The following is a 23,483-nucleotide window of genomic DNA, read 5'->3' on the forward strand; positions in this document are numbered from 1 at the left end:
TTACTTTAGAGTTTATTTATCTGGATAGAGAGGCTGATAATAAGTGGCAAGGCAAGTTCCCTTGGAGAAAACTCGGAATATCGGCATCATGGCGCATATTGATGCTGGAAAGACCACAACCACAGAGCGCATCTTATTTTACACTGGCCGTGTTCATAAAATCGGTGAAGTGCATGATGGTGCTGCCACGATGGATTGGATGGTTCAGGAGCAGGAGCGTGGGATTACCATTACTTCTGCAGCTACCACCTGTCAATGGAAAGGGCACAATGTTAATATCATTGACACACCCGGGCACGTTGATTTTACTGTTGAGGTTGAGCGCTCTCTGCGCGTGCTGGACGGCGCTGTAGCAGTGTTCTGTTCAGTTGGCGGGGTTGAGCCTCAGTCGGAAACAGTTTGGCGCCAGGCCGACAAATACGGTGTACCTCGTATCGCTTATATAAATAAGATGGACAGAGTCGGTGCGGATTTTTTCCGTGGAGTTTCCATGATTGTTGACCGCCTGGGATCAAATCCTGTTCCTATTCAGCTTCCGATTGGAACTGAAGACAAATTTAGCGGGATTGTGGATTTGGTTACCATGAAAGCAACAATATACACAGATGACCTCGGCACAGCAAGCGATGTTTCCGATATTCCTGCAGACCTGATGGAATTGGCGCAGGAATACCGTGAAAAATTGCTGGAAGCTGTCTCAGATGTCGATGAAGAATTGATGATGAAATATCTGGAGGGCGCAGAGATTTCCGAACAGGAAATCAAGCAGGCGATCCGCAAAGGCACAATTAACTTAAAATTCATTCCGGTTTTATGCGGATCATCCTTCAAGAACAAAGGGGTTCAGCCTTTGCTTGATGCTGTCGTCGATTATATGCCGTCGCCTCTTGATGTGCCGGCTATCCAGGGTGTCAATCCGGATACCGGTGAGGAAGACGTGCGTCATTCCGATGATAACGCACCTTTTTCAGCATTGGCATTTAAAATTATGTCGGATCCTTATGTTGGAAAATTGACCTTCTTCCGCGTTTATTCCGGAACGCTCAGTGCGGGTTCCTATATCACGAACTCGACCAAGGGCAAGAAGGAAAGAATTGGCCGTATTCTTCGGATGCACGCCAATCACCGCGAAGATGTCGATGAAGTCCGCGCTGGGGATATCGCTGCAGCTGTCGGCATCAAAGATGTCAGCACAGGGGATACGTTATGCGATGAAAAGAACCGCGTTATTCTCGAATCGATGGTATTCCCCGAACCAGTTATTCATATTGCAATTGAACCTAAAACAAAGGCTGACCAGGAAAAGCTTGGCGGATCACTCGCAAAGCTTGCTGAAGAAGATCCTACCTTTAAGATGCGTACGGATGAAGAAACCGGACAAACCATTATTTCAGGGATGGGAGAACTTCACCTGGAAATCATTGTTGACAGACTGATGAGAGAGTTTAAAGTTGACTGTAATGTGGGTCGTCCACAGGTAGCCTATAAGGAAACGATCCGCAAGCATGTCAAAGCAGAAGGAAAATATGTTCGGCAGTCTGGTGGACGTGGACAGTATGGTCACTGCTGGGTTGAATTCGAACCGCTAGAACAGGGCACTGGCTTTGTATTTGAAAGCAAGATTGTCGGTGGCGTTATTCCTAAAGAATATATATCGCCGATCGGTGCTGGTATAGAAGAAGCCCTTCAAAATGGTATCTTGGCCGGGTATCCGGTTCTGGATATCAAGGCGACCGTCGTTGACGGATCCTACCATGATGTCGACTCCTCTGAAATGGCCTTCAAAATTGCCGGTTCAATGGCTTTCAAAGCAGCGGCTGCCAAAGCAGACCCCGCAATTCTGGAGCCAATGATGAAGGTGGAAGTCACCGTGCCGGAAGAATATATGGGCGATGTCATCGGAGATTTGAACTCGCGCCGAGGCAGAATCGAAGGTATGGAAGCTCGTTCGGGTGCCCAGATTATTCGTGGTTATGTGCCGCTTTCGGAGATGTTCGGTTATGCGACAGAGCTCCGTTCCCGTACTCAGGGCAGGGGCGTATATTCAATGCAGTTTGATCACTATGAGGAAGTGCCCAAAAATATTGCCGAAGGTATTATTGCCAAGCGGCAGGGGGCTTAATATAGAAATTAACTGCAAAAAAATAACATTTTAAATTTATTTAAGGAGTGAAACTTAAATGGGTAAACAAAAATTTGACCGTTCCAAGCCGCACGTTAACGTAGGTACAATTGGCCACGTTGACCATGGTAAAACGACAACGACTGCTGCGATTACATTTGTTTTGTCCAAGGTCGGCGGTGCTGTTGCAACTGCATTTGATCAGATCGACAAAGCGCCTGAAGAGCGTGAACGCGGAATTACGATTTCTACCGCTCATGTTGAGTATGAAACGGCAAACCGTCACTATGCTCACGTTGACTGCCCGGGCCATGCTGACTATGTTAAAAACATGATCACCGGTGCTGCTCAGATGGACGGTGCCATCCTGGTTGTATCCGCTGCTGACGGCCCGATGCCTCAGACGCGTGAACACATCCTTCTTGCCCGTCAGGTAGGTGTGCCTTACATCGTTGTATGGCTGAACAAAGTTGACATGGTTGATGATCCTGAACTTCTCGAACTGGTTGAAATGGAAGTTCGTGAGCTGTTAAGTGAATATGAATTTCCCGGTGATGATATTCCTGTTATTCCCGGTTCCGGACTCAAAGCTCTGGAGTGCGGATGCGGACAGAGAGACTGCGAATGGTGCGGCAAAATCTGGAATCTGATGGATGCTGTTGACAGCTATATTCCTCAACCGGAACGTGCTGTAGACAAACCATTCCTGATGCCTGTAGAAGATGTCTTCACGATCACTGGTCGTGGTACTGTTGCTACCGGCCGTGTAGAGCGTGGTGTCCTTAAAGTCGGCGATGAAATTGAAATCGTTGGTCTTTCTGAAAAACCGCGTAAGAGTGTTTGCACAGGCGTTGAAATGTTCCGAAAACTGCTCGATCAGGCTCAGGCCGGTGACAATATCGGCGCTCTGCTGCGTGGTGTCGAGCGTAAAGACATTGAGCGCGGACAGGTTCTGGCTAAACCAGGAAGTATTAAACCGCATACGAAGTTTAGCGGTGAAGTTTACATTCTGAGTAAAGAAGAAGGCGGACGTCATACGCCGTTCTTCAACAACTATCGTCCTCAGTTCTACTTCAGAACAACCGACGTTACTGGTGTAATCAAACTCCCAGAAGGCACAGAAATGATTATGCCTGGTGACCGTGTATCCATCGAGTGCGAATTGATCACCCCCATTGCTATGGAAGAGGGACTCCGCTTCGCTATCCGTGAAGGCGGACGTACTGTTGGGTCCGGCGTTGTAGCCAAAGTTGTCGAATAATTAGCTGCTGATATTAAGGGAAGCTGCCAGAAATTGTCTGCACAGCTTCCCTGATGCTCTCTACGCAAAAGGTTGCTGTCTTCGGTGACTCCGCCGTAAGGCAGGGAATTTTTGCGCCAATAGTCCTGTTTAACAGGCGATATATTTAGGAGGTAAAGAAATGAACCAAAAGATTAGAATTCGGCTGAAGGCCTTTGACCACAAAACGCTTGATCAGTCGGCAGAAAGAATTGTTGATACCGCGAAAAGAACCGGTGCGAGCGTCAATGGGCCAATACCCCTTCCGACCGAAAAGAGTATTTACACTATTTTACGTTCTCCGCATGTCAACAAGGATTCCCGTGAACAGTTTGAAATGAGAACACACAAGAGATTGATCGATATTATTGATCCTACCTCGAAAACAGTGGATGCACTGATGAGACTGGATCTGCCTTCCGGTGTAGATATCGAAATTAAATTATAATTAGAGTCTGGCGTTTTTTTAGAATATGTGGTAGAATAGATATGTTTGTGACACGAAACACCCGGAGGTGTGGAACACCTTTGGGGTAAGTGTTGCTAAACGCATATAATATATTAATTGATTACACTCTCGTGCCCCGTTTCAGACGGTGCACTTCAAAGTGTACAGGAGGTGGCGTCGTGTCTAGAGGAATTCTGGGTAAAAAAGTGGGTATGACCCAAATTTTTGCAGAAGACGGAAAAGTGATTCCGGTGACTGTTGTTCAGGCCGGTCCTTGTTATGTCCTGCAGAAAAAAACTGAAGCTTCAGACGGTTATAATGCAATTCAGGTTGGTTTTGATGAGAAAAGAGAAAATCTTGCAACTAAACCTGAAAAAGGTCATTTCAAAAAATCCGGTGTCAAATTCATGCGCTTCATCAAGGAATTCAGAACTGCTGAGGCAGATTCCTTCGAAGTTGGTCAGGAAATCAAAGCAGATATCTTCGCAGCCGGTGACAAAGTTGATGTAGTCGGAACTTCCAAAGGTAAGGGCTTTGCTGGTATGCATAAGCGTCATGGAGCCCGCCGCGGACCCATGGGTCATGGATCAAAATATCATCACCGTACAGGTTCCATGGGCGCGAAAGGGCCAGCTCGTGTTTTCAAGGGAAGAAATTTACCTGGACGGATGGGTGGAGAAAGAGTTACGGTTCAAAACCTTGAAGTTGTAAGGGTTGATACTGATAAAAACTACATCCTTATTCGAGGATGCGTACCTGGTGCTAAAAAAAGCCTGCTGATACTGAAAGAATCGGTTAAAGCGAAATAATCCGTAAGGAAAGGAGGATAAAGCAATGCCTAAGGTACAGGTTGTAAATATGCAAGGATCTCCGGTTGGAGAAATGGAATTAAATGAAACGATATTTGGAATAGAGCCCAATACCCATGTTATGCATTCCGCTGTTGTAGCCCAGCTGGCCAACGCCAGAGTCGGCACCCATTCTACATTAGGTCGGAGCGAAGTCAGAGGCGGCGGTCGCAAGCCTTGGAAACAAAAAGGAACAGGTCGGGCCAGAGCCGGCACGATCCGTTCACCGCTCTGGAGAGGCGGCGGCATCGTATTTGGACCAAAACCGAGAGACTATAGTAAAAAGCTTCCTAAGAAAGTGAAGAGACTGGCTCTGTGCTCTGCGCTTTCCAGCAAAGTGATTGACAACAGCCTGATCGTGGTTGATCAAATCAGCTTTGAGCAGCCAAAAACCAAAGAAATGGTTAAACTTTTGGAAGCTCTGAAAATTGATAAAAAAGCGCTTCTCGTTGTCGAGAACAATGACGATAATAACGTTCTGGTCTCTGCGCGCAACATTCAGGGAGTGCTTACCTCAAGAGCAGATGCCTTAAATGTTATAGATCTTTTGAAATATGATTTTGTGGTATTTACCAAGGCGGCTGTGATGAGGACTGAGGAGGTGCTGAGCAATGCGTGATGCTCGTGACGTACTGATTCGACCGGTCATTTCTGAAAAATCGGTCGGATTGGTAGAGGAAAACAAATACTCCTTCTGGGTTAGCACTGCAGCTAATAAGATTGAAATCAAATCAGCTGTAGAGAAAATGTTCAAAGTTAAAGTTGATGACGTTCGCACCATGAAGGTTAAAGGAAAAGAAAAACGTCAGGGCCGTTATTCGGGCATGACACCTACCAGGAAGAAAGCTATCGTAACCCTGAAGGCCGGCGACAAAATTGAAGGATTTGCAGGTCTGTAGTTTTAAGGCAAAGGAGGTAGAAAAAAATGCCAATTAGATCGTACAAACCAACATCTCCGGGACGCAGACAGATGACTGTACTGAATTTCGATGAGATTACCAGGAATGAGCCTGAACGTTCCCTTATCGCCCCCCTGCGCAAGAAGGCTGGAAGGAATAATACAGGACGTTTGACAGTCCGTCACCAAGGCGGCGGTCATAAGAGACGTTATCGTCTGATAGATTTTAAAAGAATCAAAGATGGCGTTCCTGCCAAAGTTGCTAGCATTGAATATGATCCGAACCGTTCTGCTAACATCGCTCTTCTGAACTATGCTGACGGCTTTAAAAGTTACATTATTGCTCCCAATGGACTTAAGGTGGGCCAGGAAATTGTAAGCGGCGAACAGGCCGATATTAAAGCCGGCAATACGTTAAAGCTTAAGAATATTCCGGTCGGAACACTGATTCATAATATTGAGATGAAACCCGGCAAAGGCGGCCAGTTAGTCCGTTCAGCCGGTGGATCAGCTCAGTTGATGGCCAAAGAAGGCAGTTATGCAACACTCAGACTCCCGTCGGGAGAAATGAGAATGATCCACATCGAGTGCCGGGCCACGATTGGCCAGGTCGGGAACTTGGATTATGAAAACGTGACGATCGGTAAAGCCGGAAGATCCCGTTGGCTTGGGATTCGTCCGACAGTCCGTGGTTCAGTCATGAACCCGTGTGATCACCCCCACGGCGGTGGTGAAGGACGTAACCCGATTGGACGTAATCCTGTCACTCCTTGGGGTAAACCCGCCCTTGGCGCCAAGACCAGGAAAAAGAAGAACCAAAGCAATAAGTTCATTGTCAAGCGTAGAGATAAGAAGTAAGCGAAAGGAGACCTCATAATGGGCAGATCTCTAAAAAAGGGACCTTATGTCAGCGCTCGTTTGTTAGAACGGGTGGAAGATATGAATAAAAACGGCGAGAAGAGAGTATTGAAGACTTGGTCCAGACGATCCACCATTTTCCCGCAGATGATTGGTCATACGATTGCCGTCCATGACGGACGCAAGCATGTACCTGTTTATATTACAGAAGATATGGTTGGGCATAAACTTGGTGAATTTGCACTGACCCGGACTTTCAAAGGACATGCCGGAAGTGAAAAATCGAGCGGCTTACGCTAGTTGAGAGGAGGTAAAGAAAAATGGAAACAAAAGCAGTTGCTAAATTTATCCGTATCTCTCCTCGCAAGGTGCGCCTGGTTGTAGATCTGATTCGCGGTAAGAAAGTTGAAGAAGCGATGGCGATCTTGAAATTTACGCCGAATATATCTGCTGAACCGGTTGGCAAGGTGCTGAAGTCAGCAGTAGCAAACGCGGAACACAACCTGGAAATGAGTCCGGATGATCTGTATGTTACCAAAGTATTCGTTGATCAAGGACCAACCTTAAAGCGTATCATGCCTCGGGCGCAGGGAAGAGCTGACAGGATCCGCAAACGGACCAGTCACATTACCGTTGTCGTCGGGGATAAGAAGGAGGAATAGGCAAAGCATGGGTCAAAAAGTTAACCCCAAAGGTCTTCGTATTGGCATTATCCGTTCGTGGGAAGGCCGCTGGTATGCTGATAAGAACTACAGGGAGCTCCTCCACGAAGACTTAAAAATCCGTAAATTTGTAACCAACAAACTCCAACAAGCAGGAGTTCCTAAAGTTGAAATAGAGCGCGCTGCAAACCGGGTCAAAGTATCTGTTCATGCCGCAAAACCCGGGATCGTAATTGGCCGCGGTGGCGCTGAAGTCGAGAACCTGCGCAAGGCATTAGAAACAATGACCGGCAAACAGGTTGCAGTTAATATTGTTGAAATTAAAAAGCCTGAACTGGATGCCAAGCTGGTGGCTGACAGTGTCGCTCAGCAACTTGAAAAACGTATTTCTTTCCGGAGGGCGATGAAACAGACCGTAGGTCGCACCATGCGTGCAGGCGCTCAAGGGATCAAGATTTCATGCAGCGGACGTCTGGGTGGAGCTGAAATTGCCCGTACAGAATGGTATAACGAGGGAAAAGTCCCCCTTCATACGCTGCGCGCAGACATTGACTACGGATTTTCCGAAGCCAATACAACGTATGGCAAAATCGGCGTAAAAGTATGGATTTACCGTGGAGAAGTTCTTCCGACCAAGAAGTCCGTTCAGGAGGAAGGAGGATTATAAAATGTTAGTACCAACCAGAGTAAAGCATCGTAAACAACATCGTCCGAGCCTTAAAGGAAAGGCTCAGAGAGGTACTAAAGTAGTTTACGGTGAATATGGACTTATGGCGCTCGAGAATGCCTGGGTTACCAACCGGCAGATTGAGGCAGCTCGTATTGCAATGACCCGTTACATTAAGCGTGGCGGTAAAGTATGGATAAATATCTTTCCTGACAGGCCGATAACTGCAAAACCGGCTGAGACCAGAATGGGTAGTGGTAAAGGTACTCCGGAATACTGGATTGCTGTTATCAAACCCAACAGAGTCATGTTTGAACTGGCCGGTGTTTCTGAGGAAGTTGCCCGTGAAGCGTTAAGGCTCGCAGCTCATAAACTTCCGATTAAATGCAAGTTTGTCCGCAAAGAGGATCAGGCTGAAGAACAGGTTGGAGGTGGCGCAGATGGCGAAGAATAAGAATTTCCCTGATATGACCGATGAAGAGCTCCTGAAACAGATTGACGGGCTCAAAACGGAATTATTCAATTTGCGTTTCCAATTAGCTACCGGACAACTTGATAACCCGATGCGGATCAAAGAGGTCCGTAAAGGGATCGCGAGAGGCAAAACCATTCTCCGTGAGCGCGAGCTCAAACGTGCTTAAGGTAGGAAAGGAGGCAAAAACATTGGAAAGAACAATGCGCAAAACGCAATATGGCAAAGTTGTCAGCGATAAAATGGATAAAACGATTGTTGTTGCAATTGAAACCAGAAAAAAACATCCAATCTATCATAAAACAGTAAAGGTTACCAAAAAATATAAGGCGCATGATGAGAATAACGAGGCTAGACTAGGGGATACCGTCCTGATTATGGAGACCAGACCGTTAAGCAAAGAAAAGAACTGGAGACTGGTCAAAGTTGTTGAAAAAGCGGTTATTCTCTAAGCCAAGGAAATATCAAGCAGCTAAGAAAGGAGGTTCCGCCCAATGATTCAGGCTGAATCAACCCTTAAAGTGGGAGATAATACCGGAGCAAAAAAACTTTTATGTATCCGTGTGTTGGGTGGTTCTAAACGTCGTTACGCATCAATTGGTGATATCATCGTTGCTGCGGTTAAAGAAGCAACACCAGGCGGCGTTGTCAAAAAAGGTGATGTTGTCAAAGCTGTTGTTGTCCGTACTACCAAAGAAATTAAAAGACCAGACGGTTCATATATTCGATTCTCCGAAAATGCAGCAGTTATTATCAAAGATGACAAGAGTCCGAAAGGAACGCGTATTTTTGGACCTGTTGCCCGTGAACTCAGAGAAAAAGATTACATGAAAATCGTTTCGCTGGCACCGGAAGTACTATAGAAAAAACCGGACGGAGGTGAATAAATAATGTCCGCCGAAAGAACAAAAGTAAACGTCAGAAAAGGCGATATGGTCATGGTGATAACCGGCAAGGACGCCGGAAAAAAAGGCAAGGTTCTTGAAGTTCTAACCCAGAAGGGCAGAGTTGTGGTCGAGAAGGTCAACGTTGTAAAGAAACATCAGAAACCGACCAAAGATATGCCCCAAGGTGGAATTGTCGATAAAGAAGCTCCGATTCACAGCTCCAATGTGATGCTGTTTTGCACAGAATGTAATTCTGTCACCAGGAAGAGTGTTAAGATTACTGGAGAAGGTAAAGTGAGAGTCTGCAAGAATTGCGGACACAATTTGCCGGAAGAAAATAAGAAGTAATTCTGGAAGGGAGGTACTCTGGTGGCTCGCTTAAGAGATTATTATAAAAATGAGATAACCCCGGCTCTGCAGAAAAAATTTGATTATAAGAATATCATGCAAACACCGCGTTTGGAAAAAGTGGTTATCAATATAGGTTTGGGAGAAGCGATTCAAAATCCGAAAGCCATAGATTCCGCTGTAGATGATCTCATGACGATTACGGGTCAGAAACCGGTCGTAACACGGGCGAAGAAGTCGATCGCAGCATTTAAGCTTCGTGCAGGCATGCCGATTGGCGTGAAGGTTACTTTAAGAGGTGACCGGATGTATGAGTTTGTTGACAGGCTGCTGAACGTAGCGCTTCCTCGTGTCAGAGATTTTCAGGGAGTATCCGCCAAGGCATTTGACGGCAGAGGCAATTATACCCTCGGCATTAAAGAGCAGCTCATTTTCCCGGAAATTAATTTTGACAAAATTGATAAAATTAGAGGTATGGATATCGTCTTTGTAACAACGGCCAATACGGATGAAGAAGCAAAAGAGCTGCTTAAAGCATTCAGAATGCCGTTTAAGGACTAGATATGAAGGAGGCTTAAGATATGGCCAAGACGTCGATGATTGTTCGTCACCAACCAAAATATTCTGTACGTGTGCATAACCGCTGCAAAATATGTGGCCGCCCGCATGCTTATATGAGGAAATTTGGAATATGCAGGATATGCTTCAGAGAACTGGCTTATAAAGGCGAACTGCCTGGTGTAACGAAGGCTAGTTGGTAAGCATTATTGGAGAAAGGGGGAAATAAAAGTGTCAACAACATCAGATCCTATTGCCGATTTCCTGACACGGATCCGGAATGCCGGGATGGTTTACCACGATAAAGTAGAAATTCCTGCTTCAAGTATCAAGAAGGCTCTGGCCGAACTGCTGAAACAGGAAGGCTTTATCAAGGATTATGAATATATTGATGACAATAAACAGGGGGTCTTGAGATTATACCTCAAGTACGGCCCTAACCGGGAAAGAGTCATTACCGGTTTGAAACGTATCAGTCGTCCCGGTTTAAGAGTTTATGCAAAAAAAGACCAGATTCCTAAGGTTTTAGGAGGTTTGGGCGTTGCTGTGATATCTACCTCCAAAGGCATCATGCCTGACAGACAAGCACGCAGTGAAGGTTTGGGTGGAGAAGTTATCTGCTATATTTGGTAAAGGATGGAGGTGTAGAATATGTCTCGAATTGGTAGAAAAGCAATCACCATTCCAGGCGGGGTGGAAGTTAAACAAGAAGGTCAGGTCGTTACCGTTAAAGGCCCCAAAGGAACGCTTACCAGAGAATTCCGGCCTGAAATCGGTATTCAAGTAGAAGAAAATACAATCAGCGTTACCCGTCCCAACGACGAACCTTTCTACCGTTCGCTTCACGGACTGACCCGCACCCTTCTTGCCAATATGGTGGAAGGTGTATCGAACGGGTTTAGCAAGAATTTGGACCTTGTCGGAGTAGGCTATCGTGCTGCTCTTTCAGGTAAAAAACTTGTGCTTACTGTCGGCAAATCTCATCCGGTTGAAATGGAACCCTATGAAGGGATTGAAATCGAAGTTCCTGCACCGAACAAGGTGATCATTAAAGGAATCGATAAGGAACAAGTCGGTAATTTTGCTGCAGATGTTCGTAAGCAACGTGAACCGGAACCGTATAAAGGTAAAGGGATTAAATACGAAAAAGAAGTCATCCGCCGCAAGGAAGGTAAAACCGGCGGTAAGAAATAAGGTAAGGGCAAAATCTCTTGCCGCGTAGAAAGGATGAAAAAGCTTGATTAAAAAGAGTGACCGCAGAAAAATTTTGAAACATAAGCATAAAAGTGTCCGTAAAAGAATCCAGGGCACAGCTGAAAGACCGCGTATGGCAGTATTTAGAAGCTTAAACCATATTTATGCCCAGGTTATCAACGATGACCTTGGAATCACCCTGGCTGCAGCTTCTTCTCTCGATGCTGAGTTTAAAGCAGCAGAGCTGTCCGGAGGAAACGTTGAGGGAGCTAAAAAAGTTGGCGAACTCATTGCGAAAAAAGTGCTGGATAAAGGAATCACCAAAGTGGTCTATGACCGCGGCGGCAGCCTATATCACGGTAGAGTTGCAGCTCTGGCCGAAGCCGCTAGAGAAGCAGGACTTGACTTCTAATCTTTAGAAAAGGAGGGAAAATCATTGTCAAATATCGATCCTAGTAAACTGGAGCTCACCGAGAAAATTGTACACATTGCCCGTGTTGCTAAAGTTGTCAAAGGCGGAAGACGTTTCAGCTTCAGTGCTCTGGTTGTCGTCGGCGACGGCAATGGTATTGTCGGCGCAGGACTCGGAAAAGCAACCGAAGTTCCGGAGGCTATTCGTAAAGGCGTAGAAGATGCTAAAAAGAATCTGATTGCTGTACCTTTAAAAGGAACATCGATCCCGCATCCGATTCTCGGCCAATTTGGTGCCGGCGAGGTTCTGCTGAAACCCGCTGCCAAAGGTACTGGAGTTATTGCCGGTGGTCCGGTGCGTGCTGTACTCGAAGTAGCAGGGGTTAAAGATATACTCACAAAATCACTGGGATCTTCCAATGCTCATAACGTTGTCAATGCAACGATGGCTGGCCTCAAGGCGCTGAAGCGCGACGTCGACGTTGCCAAAGCCCGCGGCAAGGCAGTGGAAGAAATACTCTAAAATAATGTATCGCAGCACCAAGTAAGGAGGTGTCCATATTGAAACTCCATGAACTCAAACCTGCAGAAGGTTCGACAAAATCACGTAAACGTGTTGGAAGAGGCAATGGCTCAGGACTTGGAAATACAGCCGGCCGTGGCAGCAAGGGTCAGAAAGCCCGTTCCGGCGGCGGTGTCCGTCCCGGATTCGAAGGTGGCCAAATGCCCATTACCCGCAGACTCCCGAAACGCGGTTTTACAAATAATTTTAGAAAAGAATATGAGGTCATCAATGTATCCGATCTTGAAGAAAGATTTGAAAATGGTGAAGAAGTTACCATTGAAGCTTTATTTGAGACTGGACTCATCAATAAAGTCAAGGATGGTGTCAAAGTACTCGGAGACGGGGAATTGACCAAATCATTAACCGTAAAAGTTCATAAGGTAAGCAAAACAGCAGCAGAGAAGATTACTGCTGCCGGAGGAAAAGTAGAGGTGGAATAAATTGATACTTGAAACCCTGAAGGATGCCTGGAAAGTTCCGAGCATTAGAAAGAAAATAGGGTTCACCTTGCTTATGCTTCTGATCTTTAGGATTGGGTCTCACATCCCGATTCCGTTTATGGATCGTGAAGTGCTTCAAAACATGATGGGCAGTGGAGGATTGTTTGATTTCTTCAACACATTCTCTGGTGGCTCCCTGAAACGCTTCTCTGTATTCTCATTAAGTATCATGCCCTATATCACTGCCTCGATCATTATTCAGCTCTTAACGGTCGTCATTCCTTATTTGGAAAGACTATCAAAAGAGGGCGATCAGGGCAGAAAAAAGATTGTTCAGTATACCTGCTATGGTACGGTTGTACTTGGCTTCATCAACGGTTTTGGACTGACCATCGGCTTAAGAGGTGCGCTTACGATTCCTCAAGAGTCGCTTAGGATTCTAATTTACATTATGATTGCAATCGTACTGACCGCAGGTACAGCTTTTCTGATGTGGCTGGGCGAACAGATCACCGAAAAAGGCATTGGCAATGGCATCTCACTCATTATCTTTGCCGGTATTGTTGCTGGGATTCCAGATGCAATCAAGTACTTGGTTGGGCTGCTGCAGGTTGGCGAAATCGGTTGGATATCAATCGTAGGCTTAGTGGTTATTGCAGCGCTGATTATTGCCGCTGTTGTATTTATCCAGGAGGGCCAAAGAAGAATTCCGGTTCAATATGCCAAAAGAGTCGTCGGCCGCAAGCAATACGGTGGACAGAGCTCTCATATTCCATTAAAAGTTAATCAGGCGGGCGTCATTCCGATTATTTTCGGTATTTCCTTAATGGCCTTTCCGGCAACCATTGCGACCTGGCTCCCACAGGACTCAGCCTTCGCTCTTTTTGCCCAGAAATGGCTGCAAATGAACGGCTCAGCCTATTCAATACCGTACTTGATCATGTATGCATTGCTCATTATTTTCTTTACCTATTTCTATACAGGAATTACCTTTAATCCTGTAGATGTCGCGGATAATCTTAAAAAGTACGGCGGTTTTATTCCCGGAATTCGTCCGGGTCGTCCGACTTCAGATTATTTGTTTAAAATCCTGAGCAGAGTGACTTTGGCAGGTGGGATATTCCTGGCACTAATTGCTGTTCTCCCCAGTCTGATCATGGGATTCACCGGAATAGATAACATCTATTTAGGTGGAACATCCCTGCTGATTGTGGTCAGCGTTGCTCTTGATACGATGAAACAGATGGAGAATCAGCTGATGCAGCGTCACTATCAAGGATTTTTAAAGTAGGAGGCTATCGAGATGAGAATGATACTCATGGGTCCTCCTGGAGCAGGAAAAGGAACACAAGCCGATTTGCTCATTGAGCATTATCATATACCCCACATTTCAACTGGGGACATGTTCAGAGCCGCAATCAAGGAACAGACTGCCCTGGGAATGAAGGCCAAAGAATACATGGATGCCGGCGGCCTTGTCCCGGATGAAGTAACGATTGGGATTGTAGCCGACAGATTGGCTCAGGCTGATTGTCAAAATGGTTTCCTTCTGGACGGGTTTCCCCGTACGGCTGCCCAGGCGGATGCATTGGCGAAAATCTTAAGCGACATGAAAATTGCCCTGGATGGAGTTATCAACATTGAACTGGGCGAAGCAGATCTCTTGGAACGGCTCACCGGAAGAAGAGTCTGCAAACAGTGCGGTGCAACCTTCCATACTGTCTTCAACGCTCCTAAACAACAGGACGTTTGTGACAAGTGCGGTGGTGCACTCTACCAGAGAAGCGATGACACACTTGAAACAGCACAAAATCGGCTGAAGGTATATAATACACAGACTGAACCCCTGATTGCATATTATAACAACCAAGGCTTGCTCAAGAGAATTCAAGGGGATAAAGAAATTAAGCAGGTTTTCAGCAATGTTCTCAGCGTGTTGGAGTAAGAAGCCATGATTGAACTGAAGAGTAAGGAACAGCTTGGCCGCATGCGGAAAGCTGGCCGGATCGTGGCAGAAACTCTGGAACTGATGCGGGAAATGGTTGCCCCGGGAGTAACTACGGAACAACTGGACAGAGCAGCGGAAGATTACATTGGCAAATGCAATGCGATTCCTGCCTTCAAAGGGTATAACGGCTTCCCCGCAACACTATGTACTTCGATTAATGAAGAAGTGGTGCATGGGATCCCGGGTTTAAGGGCCCTGAAAACTGGAGATATTATCAGTATTGATTGCGGGGCAATCATTGACGGATACGTCGGTGATTCTGCGATCACACTGCCGGTAGGAGAAATCAGCAGGGAACTTCAGAATCTGCTGGCAGTGACTGAAGAATCTCTCAGGTGTGGAATTGCCCAGGCGCTGAAAGGTAATCGGCTGTTTGATATATCCTACGCTATTCAGACGTATGTAGAAGAGAATACAATGTCGGTCGTTCGGGACTATGTAGGTCACGGAATCGGCAGAAAAATGCATGAAGAACCTCAAGTACCCAATTTTGGCAAACCCGGCAGGGGGCCGAGACTCGAGGTAGGAATGGTCCTGGCGATAGAACCAATGGTCAACTTAGGAGGCTATCAGGTTGAGACTCTTGAGAACCAGTGGACTGTAGTAACGAAAGATCGCCGAGCATCGGCGCATTTTGAACACACAGTGGCCATCACTGAAAATGGCCCGGAAATACTAACTCGAATTGAAGGCTGAAGACCGGTAAATAAATGTCAAAGGAGGGATAGGCGCAAATGTCAAAAGAAGATGTGATTGAGGTCGAAGGCAAAGTACTGGAACCATTGCCGAACGCAATGTTTACGGTAGAATTAAACAATGGTCATAAGGTACTGGCGCATGTCTCCGGCAAGATTCGGATGCATTTTATCAGAATTTTGCCTGGAGATCGGGTCACGGTGGAGCTTTCTCCCTATGACTTGACCAGAGGAAGAATTGTGTACAGATTTAAGTAAGGACAAGGGAGGAATCACAGGTGAAAGTAAGACCTTCTGTGAAACCGATTTGTGAAAAGTGTAAAATTATTAGACGGCACGGAAAAGTAATGGTTATTTGCGAAAATCCGAAACATAAGCAACGCCAGGGCTAAATCGAGGATGAAGTTCGAGGTTCGAAGGTCGATGATTAAGCATCAAAGATCTAGCAGACAATACCGGACAACGAACTTAGAATATCGATTAGCAATATGTGCGGGTTGTCGCCTTTGGACCGGATTAACACTAACAAAGTCGGACGCTAAATATGAAAATCAAGTAACTGGAACTAATTATCGAACATGGGGGTGTGAAATTTAGATGGCACGTATCGCAGGGGTGGATATACCTCGGGACAAACGTGTTGAGGTTGCACTTACCTACATCTATGGTATCGGCAATTCTCAATCCAAAAAAATCCTGACAAAAACACAGATTAACCCTGACACCAGGGTCAAAGATCTTACAGACGACGAAGTCGCCAAGATCAGGGAAACAATTGATAAAGAATACAAGGTCGAAGGCGATCTGCGTCGGGAAGTGTCCCTTAACATTAAAAGACTGATGGAAATCGGCAGTTATCGTGGCCTTCGCCATCGTCGTGGACTACCTGTGCGCGGACAGCGGACCAAAACCAATGCCCGTACACGCAAAGGTCCCGCAAGAGCAATTGGCGGAAAGAAGAAAAAGTAAAGGGGGGCATTGAAGCATGGCTCGTAAAGTTGTTCGTACCAGAAAAAGAGAACGTAAAAATGTTGAAAGCGGCATAGCACATATTAAGTCGACTTTTAATAATACGATTGTCACCATAACAGACACGACCGGAAACGCACTTTCCTGGTCCAGTTCCGGTTCTTTGGGTTTCAAAGGATCACGTAAAAGCACACCTTTTGCTGCGCAGATGGCTGCAGAGACAGCTGCCAAAGCAGCAATGGAGCATGGGCTCAAAATTGTTGAATGTTTTGTCAAAGGTCCAGGATCAGGCCGTGAAGCCGCAATCAGAGCATTGCAGGCGGCAGGTCTGGAAGTGAACCTTATTCGGGACGTAACTCCGGTACCGCATAACGGATGTCGGCCGCCCAAACGCAGAAGAGTATAGGGGGTGTAAAACATGGCTAAATATACAGAATCAGTATGTCGTCTGTGCCGGCGTGAGGGTCAGAAGTTATTCCTGAAGGGGGATCGCTGCTATACCAATAAATGTGCTGTGGACCGTCGGGCGTATGCTCCGGGCATGCACGGACAGGCTAGAGGCAAAAAACCGACTGAGTACGGCATTCAGCTCAGAGAAAAGCAGAAAGTCCGGAGGATCTACGGCGTTCTTGAGAAACAGTTCCGTGGATATTTCGACAAAGCTGCCCGTCAAAAAGGTATGACCGGGGAAAATCTTCTCCGTTTATTGGAACGCCGTTTGGATAATGTTGTTTTCAGACTTGGCTTTGCTTCATCCAGACCCGAAGCACGTCAGCTTGTGACACATGGTCATATCACAATCAATGGCAAACGCGTCGATATTGCATCTTATCTCGTCAGCACTGGCGAAGCAATTTCGATTAAAGAAAGCAGCAAAGACAACAATAGAATCAAGGAAATGGCCGAATCCTTAAAGGATCGTGCTGTTCCTGCATGGTTAAGCCTGGATATCAACAGCATCACAGGGACTGTAATCAACATGCCAACCCGTGAAGATATTCAGATTCCGATTGAAGAACATCTTATCGTAGAGAAATATTCTCGTTAAACTTTTCCGGGAAAGAAGGGGTGCATTCCGATGCTTGAAATCGAAAAGCCCAATATTGAATGTGTTGAGAGATCTGAAGATAATACCTATGCCAAATTCATTATTGAACCCTTAGAGAGAGGCTATGGCATTACCTTGGGGAATTCCCTGCGTCGTATCCTGCTTTCTTCTCTACCCGGGTCCGCGGTTACTTCAGTAAAAATAGAAGGCGTACTACACGAATTCTCAACCATTCCAGGAGTCTTGGAAGACGTAACTGAGATCATTCTCAATATTAAATCCCTCGCTCTCAAAGGCCATACGGATGAACCGCGCGTTCTGCGTTTGGAATGTGAAGGGGAACGGGTTGTTACCGCAAGAGACATTATCACCGGTCCCGATATTGAGATTCTCAATCCAGATTTGAAGATCGCCACGTTGGATAAAGACGGACGTCTCTTCATGGAAATGAACGTCGAACGTTCCCGCGGCTATGTCTCAGCTGAGAAGAATAAAAAAGCAGATCAGGTAATCGGCGTTATTCCTGTCGATTCCATTTTTACCCCAATTTATAAAGTCAACTATGCTGTAGAAGATACCCGGGTCGGTATGATGACTGACTTTGACAAGCTTACCCTGGAAGTATGGTCTAACGGCAGTATTACCCCGAAAGAGGCAACGAGTCTCGCAGCCAAGATTTTGAGCGAACATTTGAGGCTCTTTATCGGACTGAACGATAATCTGGGTAATGTTGAAATCATGGTGGAAAAAGAAGAAGAGGCCAAAGATAAGATTCTGGAAATGACCATTGAAGAACTGGATCTTTCCGTAAGATCTTATAATTGCCTGAAACGCGCCGGCATAAACAGCGTTGAAGAACTGACACAAAGAACTGAAGAAGATATGATTAAAGTACGCAATCTTGGGCGCAAATCTCTGGAAGAAGTCGAACACAAGCTCAGAGAACTTGAGCTGGGATTCCGTACTCCGGAAGATTAAACCTAAAGGGGGGATCACAGTTGGCATACCGTAAGCTTGGAGTTAACATGAGCCGCAGAAGGGCTATGTTAAGAAATATTGTAACTTCCTTGCTGAAGCATGGAAAGATTGAGACAACAGAAGCAAGAGCAAAAGAACTGAATTCCCTGGCAGAGAAAATGATTACCCTAGGCAAAAGGGGTGACCTGGCTGCCAGACGTCAGGCGATGGAATTTTTGCTGGATGAGACGGTAGTAAAAGAGCTTTTTGATACAATAGCTCCGAAATATGCCGATAGGCAGGGTGGCTACACCAGAATCATGAAAAACGGCTATCGTCGTGGAGATGCTGCCGAAATGGTTTTAGTTGAGCTTGTGGACTAAGATGAAGGCCTAATTTCGAAGTTCGAAGTTCGAGGTTCGGTGTTCGATCGCAGATAACGGAAACCGGATACCAGGAATTGATTGATACCGGGTAACGAAACCAAATAAGCTATCGATAACCATTAATCACACACATGAATCGTACCTCTGAACATTGACACATGTTCAGCTTCGAACTTCCTGTTGGCTCTTTTGAAAACAAGCATACCGTCCAGTTCAATATTATAAGATTGCTGGAGAAAAAAATGCGCAACATCCTTCTGCGATTAGCCTATGATGGTACAAACTACCACGGATTCCAGCGCCAGCCAGAGGAACATGGACAAACTATCCAGGGAGAACTGGAAAAGGTCTGGAAGAAGCTTTTTGCCGAAGAAATAAAAATCACAACAGCGGGCAGGACGGATACTGGTGTACACGCTGCCGGCCAAGTGGTTAATTTCTGCTCAGAAGCGCGTATTCCGCAGGAGAAGATTCCTAAGGCCATGAACAGTATTCTGCCGTATGATATCAGAATACGTGAGGCCAGGGATATGCCTGAAGATTTTAGTGCCAGGAAAAGCGCCAAGTGGAAGAGATACGATTACAGAATCGATAACGGACGAATTCCTGACGTATTCAGAAGACTGTATTCTCTCCATGAGCCGTTGCAGCTGAATGTCAGCGCCATGCAAATGGCTGCTTCCCAGCTTGAAGGGAAACATGACTTCAGTGCATTTGCCGCTGCTGGGTCTTCGGCTAAAAGTTTTGTCCGGACACTGTACCGCTGCAAAGTATGTTGGCTGGATGAACAAATCGTTGTTACCTGTATTGGTGACGGGTTTCTATATAACATGGTAAGAATTATTGCCGGTACCTTGATGGATGCGGGTAAAGGCCGAACACAGCCGGAAGAAATCCCTGAAGTACTAGCGTCCAGGGATCGAACCAAAGCAGGTGAAACTGCTCCGGCCAGAGGACTCACCTTGACCTATGTCAATTATGACGCATCCAGTCCCGGTGAAATCTTTCCGGAACTTTAAGAAACAGGAAACCATAGGTTGACGAAAGACGTTATTTTAGTTAAACTTTTTAAGTAGTCTTTTACCGAACGTGAATGAGCCCTTCACGTCCGGTGATGATATAACGAACTCAAAAATCGTACATGAGAACATGATGGACGCGATTAAAAATGGAGGGAACCAACATGACCACCACGCAATTTGCGAAAGCCCATGAGGTGGACCGTAAATGGTTAGTCATTGACGCAGCCGGTGTTTCTTTGGGAAGAGTGGCAGCTGAAGCCGCCCGCTTGCTCAGAGGAAAACATAAGCCGATATTTACCCCGAACGTTGACACAGGTGATTTTGTCATTATCGTCAATGCAGATAAAACATTGATTACCGGCAATAAACTGGATAAGAAAATGTATCGCTGGCACACCGGTTATCCAGGCGGACTGAAAGAAATGACCTACCGAGTGCTGATGAGCAAAGCCCCCGAAAAAGCTATGGAACATGCTGTAAAAGGAATGCTTCCTCACAACAAACTTGGTGCACAGATGTATAAGAAACTTAAAGTATACTCGGGACCGGAACATCCGCATCAGGCCCAAAAAGCAGAAGTATGGAATATGAAATAGTTGGAAGGAGGTAAAAGCATGTCAGCACAGCTTCAGTATCAAGGCACAGGCAGAAGGAAAAATGCAGTTGCCCGGGTCAGACTTCTGGCCGGTAACGGAAAATATACGATTAACGACAGAGACCTAAGTGAATACTTCGGCAAGAAAACTTTAGAGATGATTGTTCAGCAGCCCTTAGAAGTTACTGAAACTTTAGGGAAATACGATTTAATTGCCAGAGTTCACGGCGGCGGTACAACCGGCCAGGCCGGTGCCCTCAGAATGGGTATTGCCAGAGCTTTGCTTAAAGCAGATGAAAGTCTTCGTCCGGCTTTAAAACGCGCAGGTTTTCTTACCCGTGACCCGCGTATGAAAGAGCGCCGCAAATACGGACTCAAAAAGGCCCGCAAAGCGCCTCAATTCTCGAAACGTTAATATCCAAGAAACAGCGAATCCCTCAACTAAAGGTTGGGGGATTTTTCTCTTTTTCTCATTTTTTACCTTTCTATACTTTATTAATTGAATAAAAAAATTGCTGATATCATTTTGACCATAAAAATGCGGGTATTATGTTGAAAACAGGTGAAGTAATTGGCAAAACAAAATCACTGCATGCAGACAGGCAAACCTTATCCGATCAAAGGTCGCTGAAATCATTCCCTTTTGAATAATTCACTGCCCTTCACCATAGATATAGGTGAGAGGGGGAAAACCATGGCCAAACACCTGAATTATTCACGGATCAGTGGACTGATGCACGGACAGATAATGCCAAGACCAAAGATTATACTGGCATCAAGCATTCTCATTCTTCTGGCCGTAACCGGTATTTTTCTCAGCCAGAAAACAGCAGTGCATACCGCCAAGGATGTTCCCGGATGGAGCTGGATACTTGGCGGAGTAACCATTTCGATCGATGCCGGTCATGGCGGGGTTGACCCTGGGGCTGTTGGTGTCAATAAAACCCTGGAGAAGGATGTGAATCTGCAAGTTTCTAAAAGGCTGCAGGTACTTTTCACCCAGGCCGGAAGCAAAGTTGTGATGCTAAGGGAGCAGGACCGGGATTTTGGGACTTCTTTAAGCTTGCTTCAACGCAAAAGAGAGGACTTGGCCTACCGGATTCAGACCGCTATGGAATCCCAGGCTAAAATATATCTGAGTATTCATGCCAATAGTTTTTCCGATCAAAGACAGCATGGCCCGCAAGTGTTTTATCATCCGGAATCCGATGGAGGAAAACTGCTGGCTGAAAGTATCCAGCAAAGTTTGAATAAAGTCGGAACAAAAGAACGGGAAGCAAAGGCAAACCAAAGCTATTTTATCCTCAAGAATACGGATATGGTGGCCGTGACAATTGAAGTCGGGTTCCTGTCCAATCCGGAGGAAGAAAAGAAATTAAACGAAAGTGCTTATCAGCAGCAGCTGGCCATGGCTATTTTCGAAGGAGTGGGCAATTATCTGGCCAAGGAACAGCCGGTGGCGGCAGCCGATTAATTTTGAAATTACCATCCTAGTAATAAATAAAGGAAGATACGCAATTAATCCCGAATATATCAGATAATCCCGAATATATCAGATAATCGCTTTGGAAGCTGCAACGCACCTGACCTTTCAAAGACTCGTGCTTAATTCCATTTCAAATTAATTTCAAAGAGTAAAAAAGAGTAAAAAACTAAAAAGAAGAATTGTCCATTTTGCCCAGAAGCATTGTTTATAAATTGTTTAGATTCTGTTTACAGATATTCAAGATATTGGGAGTAAAATAAGATCAGGAAGCTTTCCAATATTTGAAAAGGAGTAAGTGAAGATGAGAATATCTAAAAAAGCGGCGCTGCCGTTAGTCTTTACTGTCGGGATTCTGTTGTTTGCGACGACTGCACTGGCGGACATTGTCAGCAAGAGCGGCTATGATACGCTTAAGGACGGCTTGAAGCAAAGCGCCGCGAGCTGTTCAGAGAAATTTAACAACTTTACCCTGGATTATTCATTTGCCATAAAGTATAACGGTGAAATCATCAGTTCCCAGAACGATGTCAAAAAGTTTGACCGGCTGAATGGTGCGACCGAAGACAGCTCCCACAGTCTGAGTCAAGACGGAAAAGTTTCCGATTCTTATTACTATACGGATAAGAATACCTGGATCAATGGCACGGATATCGGCACCAGCAATGAAGCTTATTACTATACCGAATATACCCAGGAGCGCGAAACGGATGTATTTGACAATCCTTTTAAACAGGATGAAGCGGAAGATGTTGAGAAGATTGTGGATGCGGTTGTCGGCAGTTTGAAGGACCATGTGGTTGTTCAGGAAAATGCCGATGGCAGCAAAGGGCTTTCGGGTTCCCTGTCTGAAGTACAGATTCCGGCTTTAGTCAACGCGGTGGCTTCCCTTCAGGTCAAACAGGCTTTTTCGGGACAAAACAGCTATCGTGCCAGAATCCCTGTACTAACGCAGGATATCTATGTGAAACAAATTGAAGGGTCGGCCACAGTTAATTCGGACGGTCTCTTGGATTATATTCTGGCGACAGTGATATTATCCGGAAAGGACGCACAGGAACAGGTCCATGAAATTACGATGGAAACGCTTGTAAAATTGACGGATATCAACGAAACGGTTGTTCAGAAGCCGGATCTTAGCGGCAAAGAAGTTCAGAGAACAACAGAAAGAAACAGTGCCGGACCTCAGATCTCCAATCCTGAAAAATTTATCGGGACATTTAAAAACGATATTATCATTGAGCAAGACGGTAAATTTATCAAGATTGGCGAGCGCATTCTGCAAATCGCCCATGTTGAGAGCGCAAATATTGCCGGAAAATATTCCGAGGAATACAGAGAAGGCTTTGAAACGTATGCTCAGAATGCCTTGGCCTTTACGTTTGACGCCACAACTTCCAATCAGGCAAAATCGGATGCCATGTTTGAATTCAGAGATAATGATGGATCGAACCGGTCCGGAAGTATCTATCTGGATGAAGCAAATGCCAAGGTGTATTTCAACTTGAACATGTCTAATGGGTCTTACGATTCCGTCTTCTCGCCTGTCCTGGAATGAACAGATGCTGTTAGATGACAGATAACGAATAACAAGTAACAAAACGAATAACAAATAGCAAATAGCAAATAGCTTAAAATTGGAGCTGCCGGGGTATCCCGGCAG

The 23,483-nt window shown here is 45.7% G+C and carries 37 protein-coding genes; all 37 read left to right on the forward strand.

Going from position 1 to position 23,483, the window contains the following annotated elements:
- The first annotated feature begins 43 nt into the window (after positions 1-43).
- The 37 genes from fusA to DEHRE_RS02555 all read left to right on the forward strand — a co-directional run bounded on the left by fusA (position 44) and on the right by DEHRE_RS02555 (position 23,378).
- The gene (gene fusA, locus DEHRE_RS02380; RefSeq protein ID WP_019225209.1) at positions 44-2,122 is read left to right on the forward strand and encodes an elongation factor G; all 2,079 of its coding nucleotides are present in this window, start codon (positions 44-46) and stop codon (positions 2,120-2,122) included.
- Positions 2,123-2,180: 58 nt separating this feature from the next.
- Positions 2,181-3,383: an elongation factor Tu gene (gene tuf, locus DEHRE_RS02385; RefSeq protein WP_015043944.1), complete on the forward strand. Its 1,203-nt coding sequence runs from the start codon at positions 2,181-2,183 to the stop codon at positions 3,381-3,383.
- Positions 3,384-3,543: 160 nt separating this feature from the next.
- Positions 3,544-3,849 (forward strand): 30S ribosomal protein S10, encoded by a 306-nt coding sequence (gene rpsJ / locus DEHRE_RS02390; protein ID WP_015043943.1) that lies wholly within the window; start codon positions 3,544-3,546, stop codon positions 3,847-3,849.
- A 179-nt stretch (positions 3,850-4,028) separates the two neighbouring features.
- Positions 4,029-4,658, forward strand: a complete 630-nt coding sequence (gene rplC, locus DEHRE_RS02395) for a 50S ribosomal protein L3 (protein ID WP_015043942.1) — start codon at positions 4,029-4,031, stop codon at positions 4,656-4,658.
- Between the two features lie 25 nt (positions 4,659-4,683).
- The gene (gene rplD, locus DEHRE_RS02400) at positions 4,684-5,316 is read left to right on the forward strand and encodes a 50S ribosomal protein L4 (protein ID WP_015043941.1); all 633 of its coding nucleotides are present in this window, start codon (positions 4,684-4,686) and stop codon (positions 5,314-5,316) included.
- Positions 5,309-5,596 carry a 50S ribosomal protein L23 gene (gene rplW / locus DEHRE_RS02405; RefSeq protein WP_015043940.1) on the forward strand — a complete coding sequence of 96 codons (288 nt, stop codon included), beginning with the start codon at positions 5,309-5,311 and terminating at the stop codon, positions 5,594-5,596. The genes rplD and rplW overlap by 8 nt, the downstream gene beginning before the upstream one ends.
- Before the next feature lie 26 nt (positions 5,597-5,622).
- The gene (gene rplB / locus DEHRE_RS02410; protein ID WP_019225210.1) at positions 5,623-6,453 is read left to right on the forward strand and encodes a 50S ribosomal protein L2; all 831 of its coding nucleotides are present in this window, start codon (positions 5,623-5,625) and stop codon (positions 6,451-6,453) included.
- A gap of 18 nt (positions 6,454-6,471) precedes the next feature.
- Positions 6,472-6,753, forward strand: a complete 282-nt coding sequence (gene rpsS / locus DEHRE_RS02415; RefSeq protein ID WP_015043938.1) for a 30S ribosomal protein S19 — start codon at positions 6,472-6,474, stop codon at positions 6,751-6,753.
- A 20-nt stretch (positions 6,754-6,773) separates the two neighbouring features.
- Positions 6,774-7,115 (forward strand): 50S ribosomal protein L22, encoded by a 342-nt coding sequence (gene rplV / locus DEHRE_RS02420; protein WP_019225211.1) that lies wholly within the window; start codon positions 6,774-6,776, stop codon positions 7,113-7,115.
- Between the two features lie 7 nt (positions 7,116-7,122).
- Positions 7,123-7,782, forward strand: a complete 660-nt coding sequence (rpsC, locus tag DEHRE_RS02425) for a 30S ribosomal protein S3 (protein WP_015043936.1) — start codon at positions 7,123-7,125, stop codon at positions 7,780-7,782.
- A 1-nt stretch (position 7,783) separates the two neighbouring features.
- Positions 7,784-8,236: a 50S ribosomal protein L16 gene (rplP, locus tag DEHRE_RS02430; protein ID WP_019225212.1), complete on the forward strand. Its 453-nt coding sequence runs from the start codon at positions 7,784-7,786 to the stop codon at positions 8,234-8,236.
- Positions 8,223-8,423 carry a 50S ribosomal protein L29 gene (gene rpmC / locus DEHRE_RS02435; RefSeq protein WP_015043934.1) on the forward strand — a complete coding sequence of 67 codons (201 nt, stop codon included), beginning with the start codon at positions 8,223-8,225 and terminating at the stop codon, positions 8,421-8,423. The genes rplP and rpmC overlap by 14 nt, the downstream gene beginning before the upstream one ends.
- Positions 8,424-8,445: 22 nt before the next feature.
- The gene (rpsQ, locus tag DEHRE_RS02440) at positions 8,446-8,706 is read left to right on the forward strand and encodes a 30S ribosomal protein S17 (protein WP_015043933.1); all 261 of its coding nucleotides are present in this window, start codon (positions 8,446-8,448) and stop codon (positions 8,704-8,706) included.
- Between the two features lie 42 nt (positions 8,707-8,748).
- Positions 8,749-9,117, forward strand: a complete 369-nt coding sequence (rplN, locus tag DEHRE_RS02445; protein WP_015043932.1) for a 50S ribosomal protein L14 — start codon at positions 8,749-8,751, stop codon at positions 9,115-9,117.
- Positions 9,118-9,144: 27 nt separating this feature from the next.
- Positions 9,145-9,489: a 50S ribosomal protein L24 gene (gene rplX, locus DEHRE_RS02450; RefSeq protein WP_015043931.1), complete on the forward strand. Its 345-nt coding sequence runs from the start codon at positions 9,145-9,147 to the stop codon at positions 9,487-9,489.
- A gap of 21 nt (positions 9,490-9,510) precedes the next feature.
- Complete coding sequence (gene rplE / locus DEHRE_RS02455) at positions 9,511-10,050, forward strand: 50S ribosomal protein L5 (RefSeq protein WP_015043930.1); 540 nt, start codon at positions 9,511-9,513, stop codon at positions 10,048-10,050.
- 20 nt (positions 10,051-10,070) lie between these two features.
- A complete protein-coding gene (locus tag DEHRE_RS02460) occupies positions 10,071-10,250 on the forward strand; it encodes a type Z 30S ribosomal protein S14 (protein ID WP_015043929.1) in 180 nt (59 codons plus the stop codon).
- An 85-nt stretch (positions 10,251-10,335) separates the two neighbouring features.
- Complete coding sequence (gene rpsH, locus DEHRE_RS02465) at positions 10,336-10,680, forward strand: 30S ribosomal protein S8 (protein ID WP_051008263.1); 345 nt, start codon at positions 10,336-10,338, stop codon at positions 10,678-10,680.
- Between the two features lie 18 nt (positions 10,681-10,698).
- Positions 10,699-11,241 carry a 50S ribosomal protein L6 gene (gene rplF / locus DEHRE_RS02470; protein WP_019225213.1) on the forward strand — a complete coding sequence of 181 codons (543 nt, stop codon included), beginning with the start codon at positions 10,699-10,701 and terminating at the stop codon, positions 11,239-11,241.
- A gap of 43 nt (positions 11,242-11,284) precedes the next feature.
- Positions 11,285-11,653: a 50S ribosomal protein L18 gene (gene rplR, locus DEHRE_RS02475; RefSeq protein ID WP_019225214.1), complete on the forward strand. Its 369-nt coding sequence runs from the start codon at positions 11,285-11,287 to the stop codon at positions 11,651-11,653.
- Positions 11,654-11,677: 24 nt separating this feature from the next.
- A complete protein-coding gene (gene rpsE, locus DEHRE_RS02480; protein WP_015043925.1) occupies positions 11,678-12,175 on the forward strand; it encodes a 30S ribosomal protein S5 in 498 nt (165 codons plus the stop codon).
- A 38-nt stretch (positions 12,176-12,213) separates the two neighbouring features.
- On the forward strand, positions 12,214-12,657 hold the full coding sequence (rplO, locus tag DEHRE_RS02485) for a 50S ribosomal protein L15 (RefSeq protein WP_015043924.1): 444 nt from the start codon (positions 12,214-12,216) through the stop codon (positions 12,655-12,657).
- A gap of 1 nt (position 12,658) precedes the next feature.
- Positions 12,659-13,948, forward strand: coding sequence for a preprotein translocase subunit SecY (gene secY, locus DEHRE_RS02490; RefSeq protein ID WP_025205208.1), 1,290 nt, complete (start codon positions 12,659-12,661; stop codon positions 13,946-13,948).
- 12 nt (positions 13,949-13,960) lie between these two features.
- Positions 13,961-14,602 carry an adenylate kinase gene (locus DEHRE_RS02495; RefSeq protein WP_019225215.1) on the forward strand — a complete coding sequence of 214 codons (642 nt, stop codon included), beginning with the start codon at positions 13,961-13,963 and terminating at the stop codon, positions 14,600-14,602.
- A 6-nt stretch (positions 14,603-14,608) separates the two neighbouring features.
- Positions 14,609-15,361: a type I methionyl aminopeptidase gene (gene map / locus DEHRE_RS02500; RefSeq protein ID WP_019225216.1), complete on the forward strand. Its 753-nt coding sequence runs from the start codon at positions 14,609-14,611 to the stop codon at positions 15,359-15,361.
- A gap of 38 nt (positions 15,362-15,399) precedes the next feature.
- The gene (gene infA / locus DEHRE_RS02505) at positions 15,400-15,618 is read left to right on the forward strand and encodes a translation initiation factor IF-1 (protein ID WP_015043920.1); all 219 of its coding nucleotides are present in this window, start codon (positions 15,400-15,402) and stop codon (positions 15,616-15,618) included.
- 20 nt (positions 15,619-15,638) lie between these two features.
- Complete coding sequence (gene rpmJ / locus DEHRE_RS14300; protein ID WP_021315208.1) at positions 15,639-15,752, forward strand: 50S ribosomal protein L36; 114 nt, start codon at positions 15,639-15,641, stop codon at positions 15,750-15,752.
- Between the two features lie 205 nt (positions 15,753-15,957).
- Positions 15,958-16,329 (forward strand): 30S ribosomal protein S13, encoded by a 372-nt coding sequence (gene rpsM / locus DEHRE_RS02510; protein ID WP_015043919.1) that lies wholly within the window; start codon positions 15,958-15,960, stop codon positions 16,327-16,329.
- A gap of 16 nt (positions 16,330-16,345) precedes the next feature.
- A complete protein-coding gene (gene rpsK, locus DEHRE_RS02515; RefSeq protein ID WP_015043918.1) occupies positions 16,346-16,735 on the forward strand; it encodes a 30S ribosomal protein S11 in 390 nt (129 codons plus the stop codon).
- A 12-nt stretch (positions 16,736-16,747) separates the two neighbouring features.
- A complete protein-coding gene (rpsD, locus tag DEHRE_RS02520) occupies positions 16,748-17,377 on the forward strand; it encodes a 30S ribosomal protein S4 (RefSeq protein WP_019225217.1) in 630 nt (209 codons plus the stop codon).
- Between the two features lie 30 nt (positions 17,378-17,407).
- Positions 17,408-18,355: a DNA-directed RNA polymerase subunit alpha gene (locus tag DEHRE_RS02525; RefSeq protein ID WP_019225218.1), complete on the forward strand. Its 948-nt coding sequence runs from the start codon at positions 17,408-17,410 to the stop codon at positions 18,353-18,355.
- Between the two features lie 20 nt (positions 18,356-18,375).
- The gene (gene rplQ / locus DEHRE_RS02530) at positions 18,376-18,717 is read left to right on the forward strand and encodes a 50S ribosomal protein L17 (RefSeq protein WP_025205209.1); all 342 of its coding nucleotides are present in this window, start codon (positions 18,376-18,378) and stop codon (positions 18,715-18,717) included.
- Positions 18,718-18,962: 245 nt separating this feature from the next.
- A complete protein-coding gene (truA, locus tag DEHRE_RS02535) occupies positions 18,963-19,739 on the forward strand; it encodes a tRNA pseudouridine(38-40) synthase TruA (RefSeq protein WP_242837015.1) in 777 nt (258 codons plus the stop codon).
- Positions 19,740-19,903: 164 nt separating this feature from the next.
- Complete coding sequence (rplM, locus tag DEHRE_RS02540; protein WP_015043913.1) at positions 19,904-20,338, forward strand: 50S ribosomal protein L13; 435 nt, start codon at positions 19,904-19,906, stop codon at positions 20,336-20,338.
- Positions 20,339-20,356: 18 nt separating this feature from the next.
- Positions 20,357-20,752 (forward strand): 30S ribosomal protein S9, encoded by a 396-nt coding sequence (gene rpsI, locus DEHRE_RS02545; RefSeq protein ID WP_015043912.1) that lies wholly within the window; start codon positions 20,357-20,359, stop codon positions 20,750-20,752.
- A gap of 279 nt (positions 20,753-21,031) precedes the next feature.
- Positions 21,032-21,811 carry an N-acetylmuramoyl-L-alanine amidase gene (locus DEHRE_RS02550; RefSeq protein WP_019225221.1) on the forward strand — a complete coding sequence of 260 codons (780 nt, stop codon included), beginning with the start codon at positions 21,032-21,034 and terminating at the stop codon, positions 21,809-21,811.
- A gap of 313 nt (positions 21,812-22,124) precedes the next feature.
- Positions 22,125-23,378 carry a hypothetical protein gene (locus tag DEHRE_RS02555; RefSeq protein WP_019225222.1) on the forward strand — a complete coding sequence of 418 codons (1,254 nt, stop codon included), beginning with the start codon at positions 22,125-22,127 and terminating at the stop codon, positions 23,376-23,378.
- Positions 23,379-23,483 lie beyond the last annotated feature (105 nt).

It is taken from the genome of Dehalobacter restrictus DSM 9455, from assembly GCF_000512895.1.
GTDB classification, from domain to species: Bacteria; Bacillota; Desulfitobacteriia; order Desulfitobacteriales; family Syntrophobotulaceae; genus Dehalobacter; species Dehalobacter restrictus.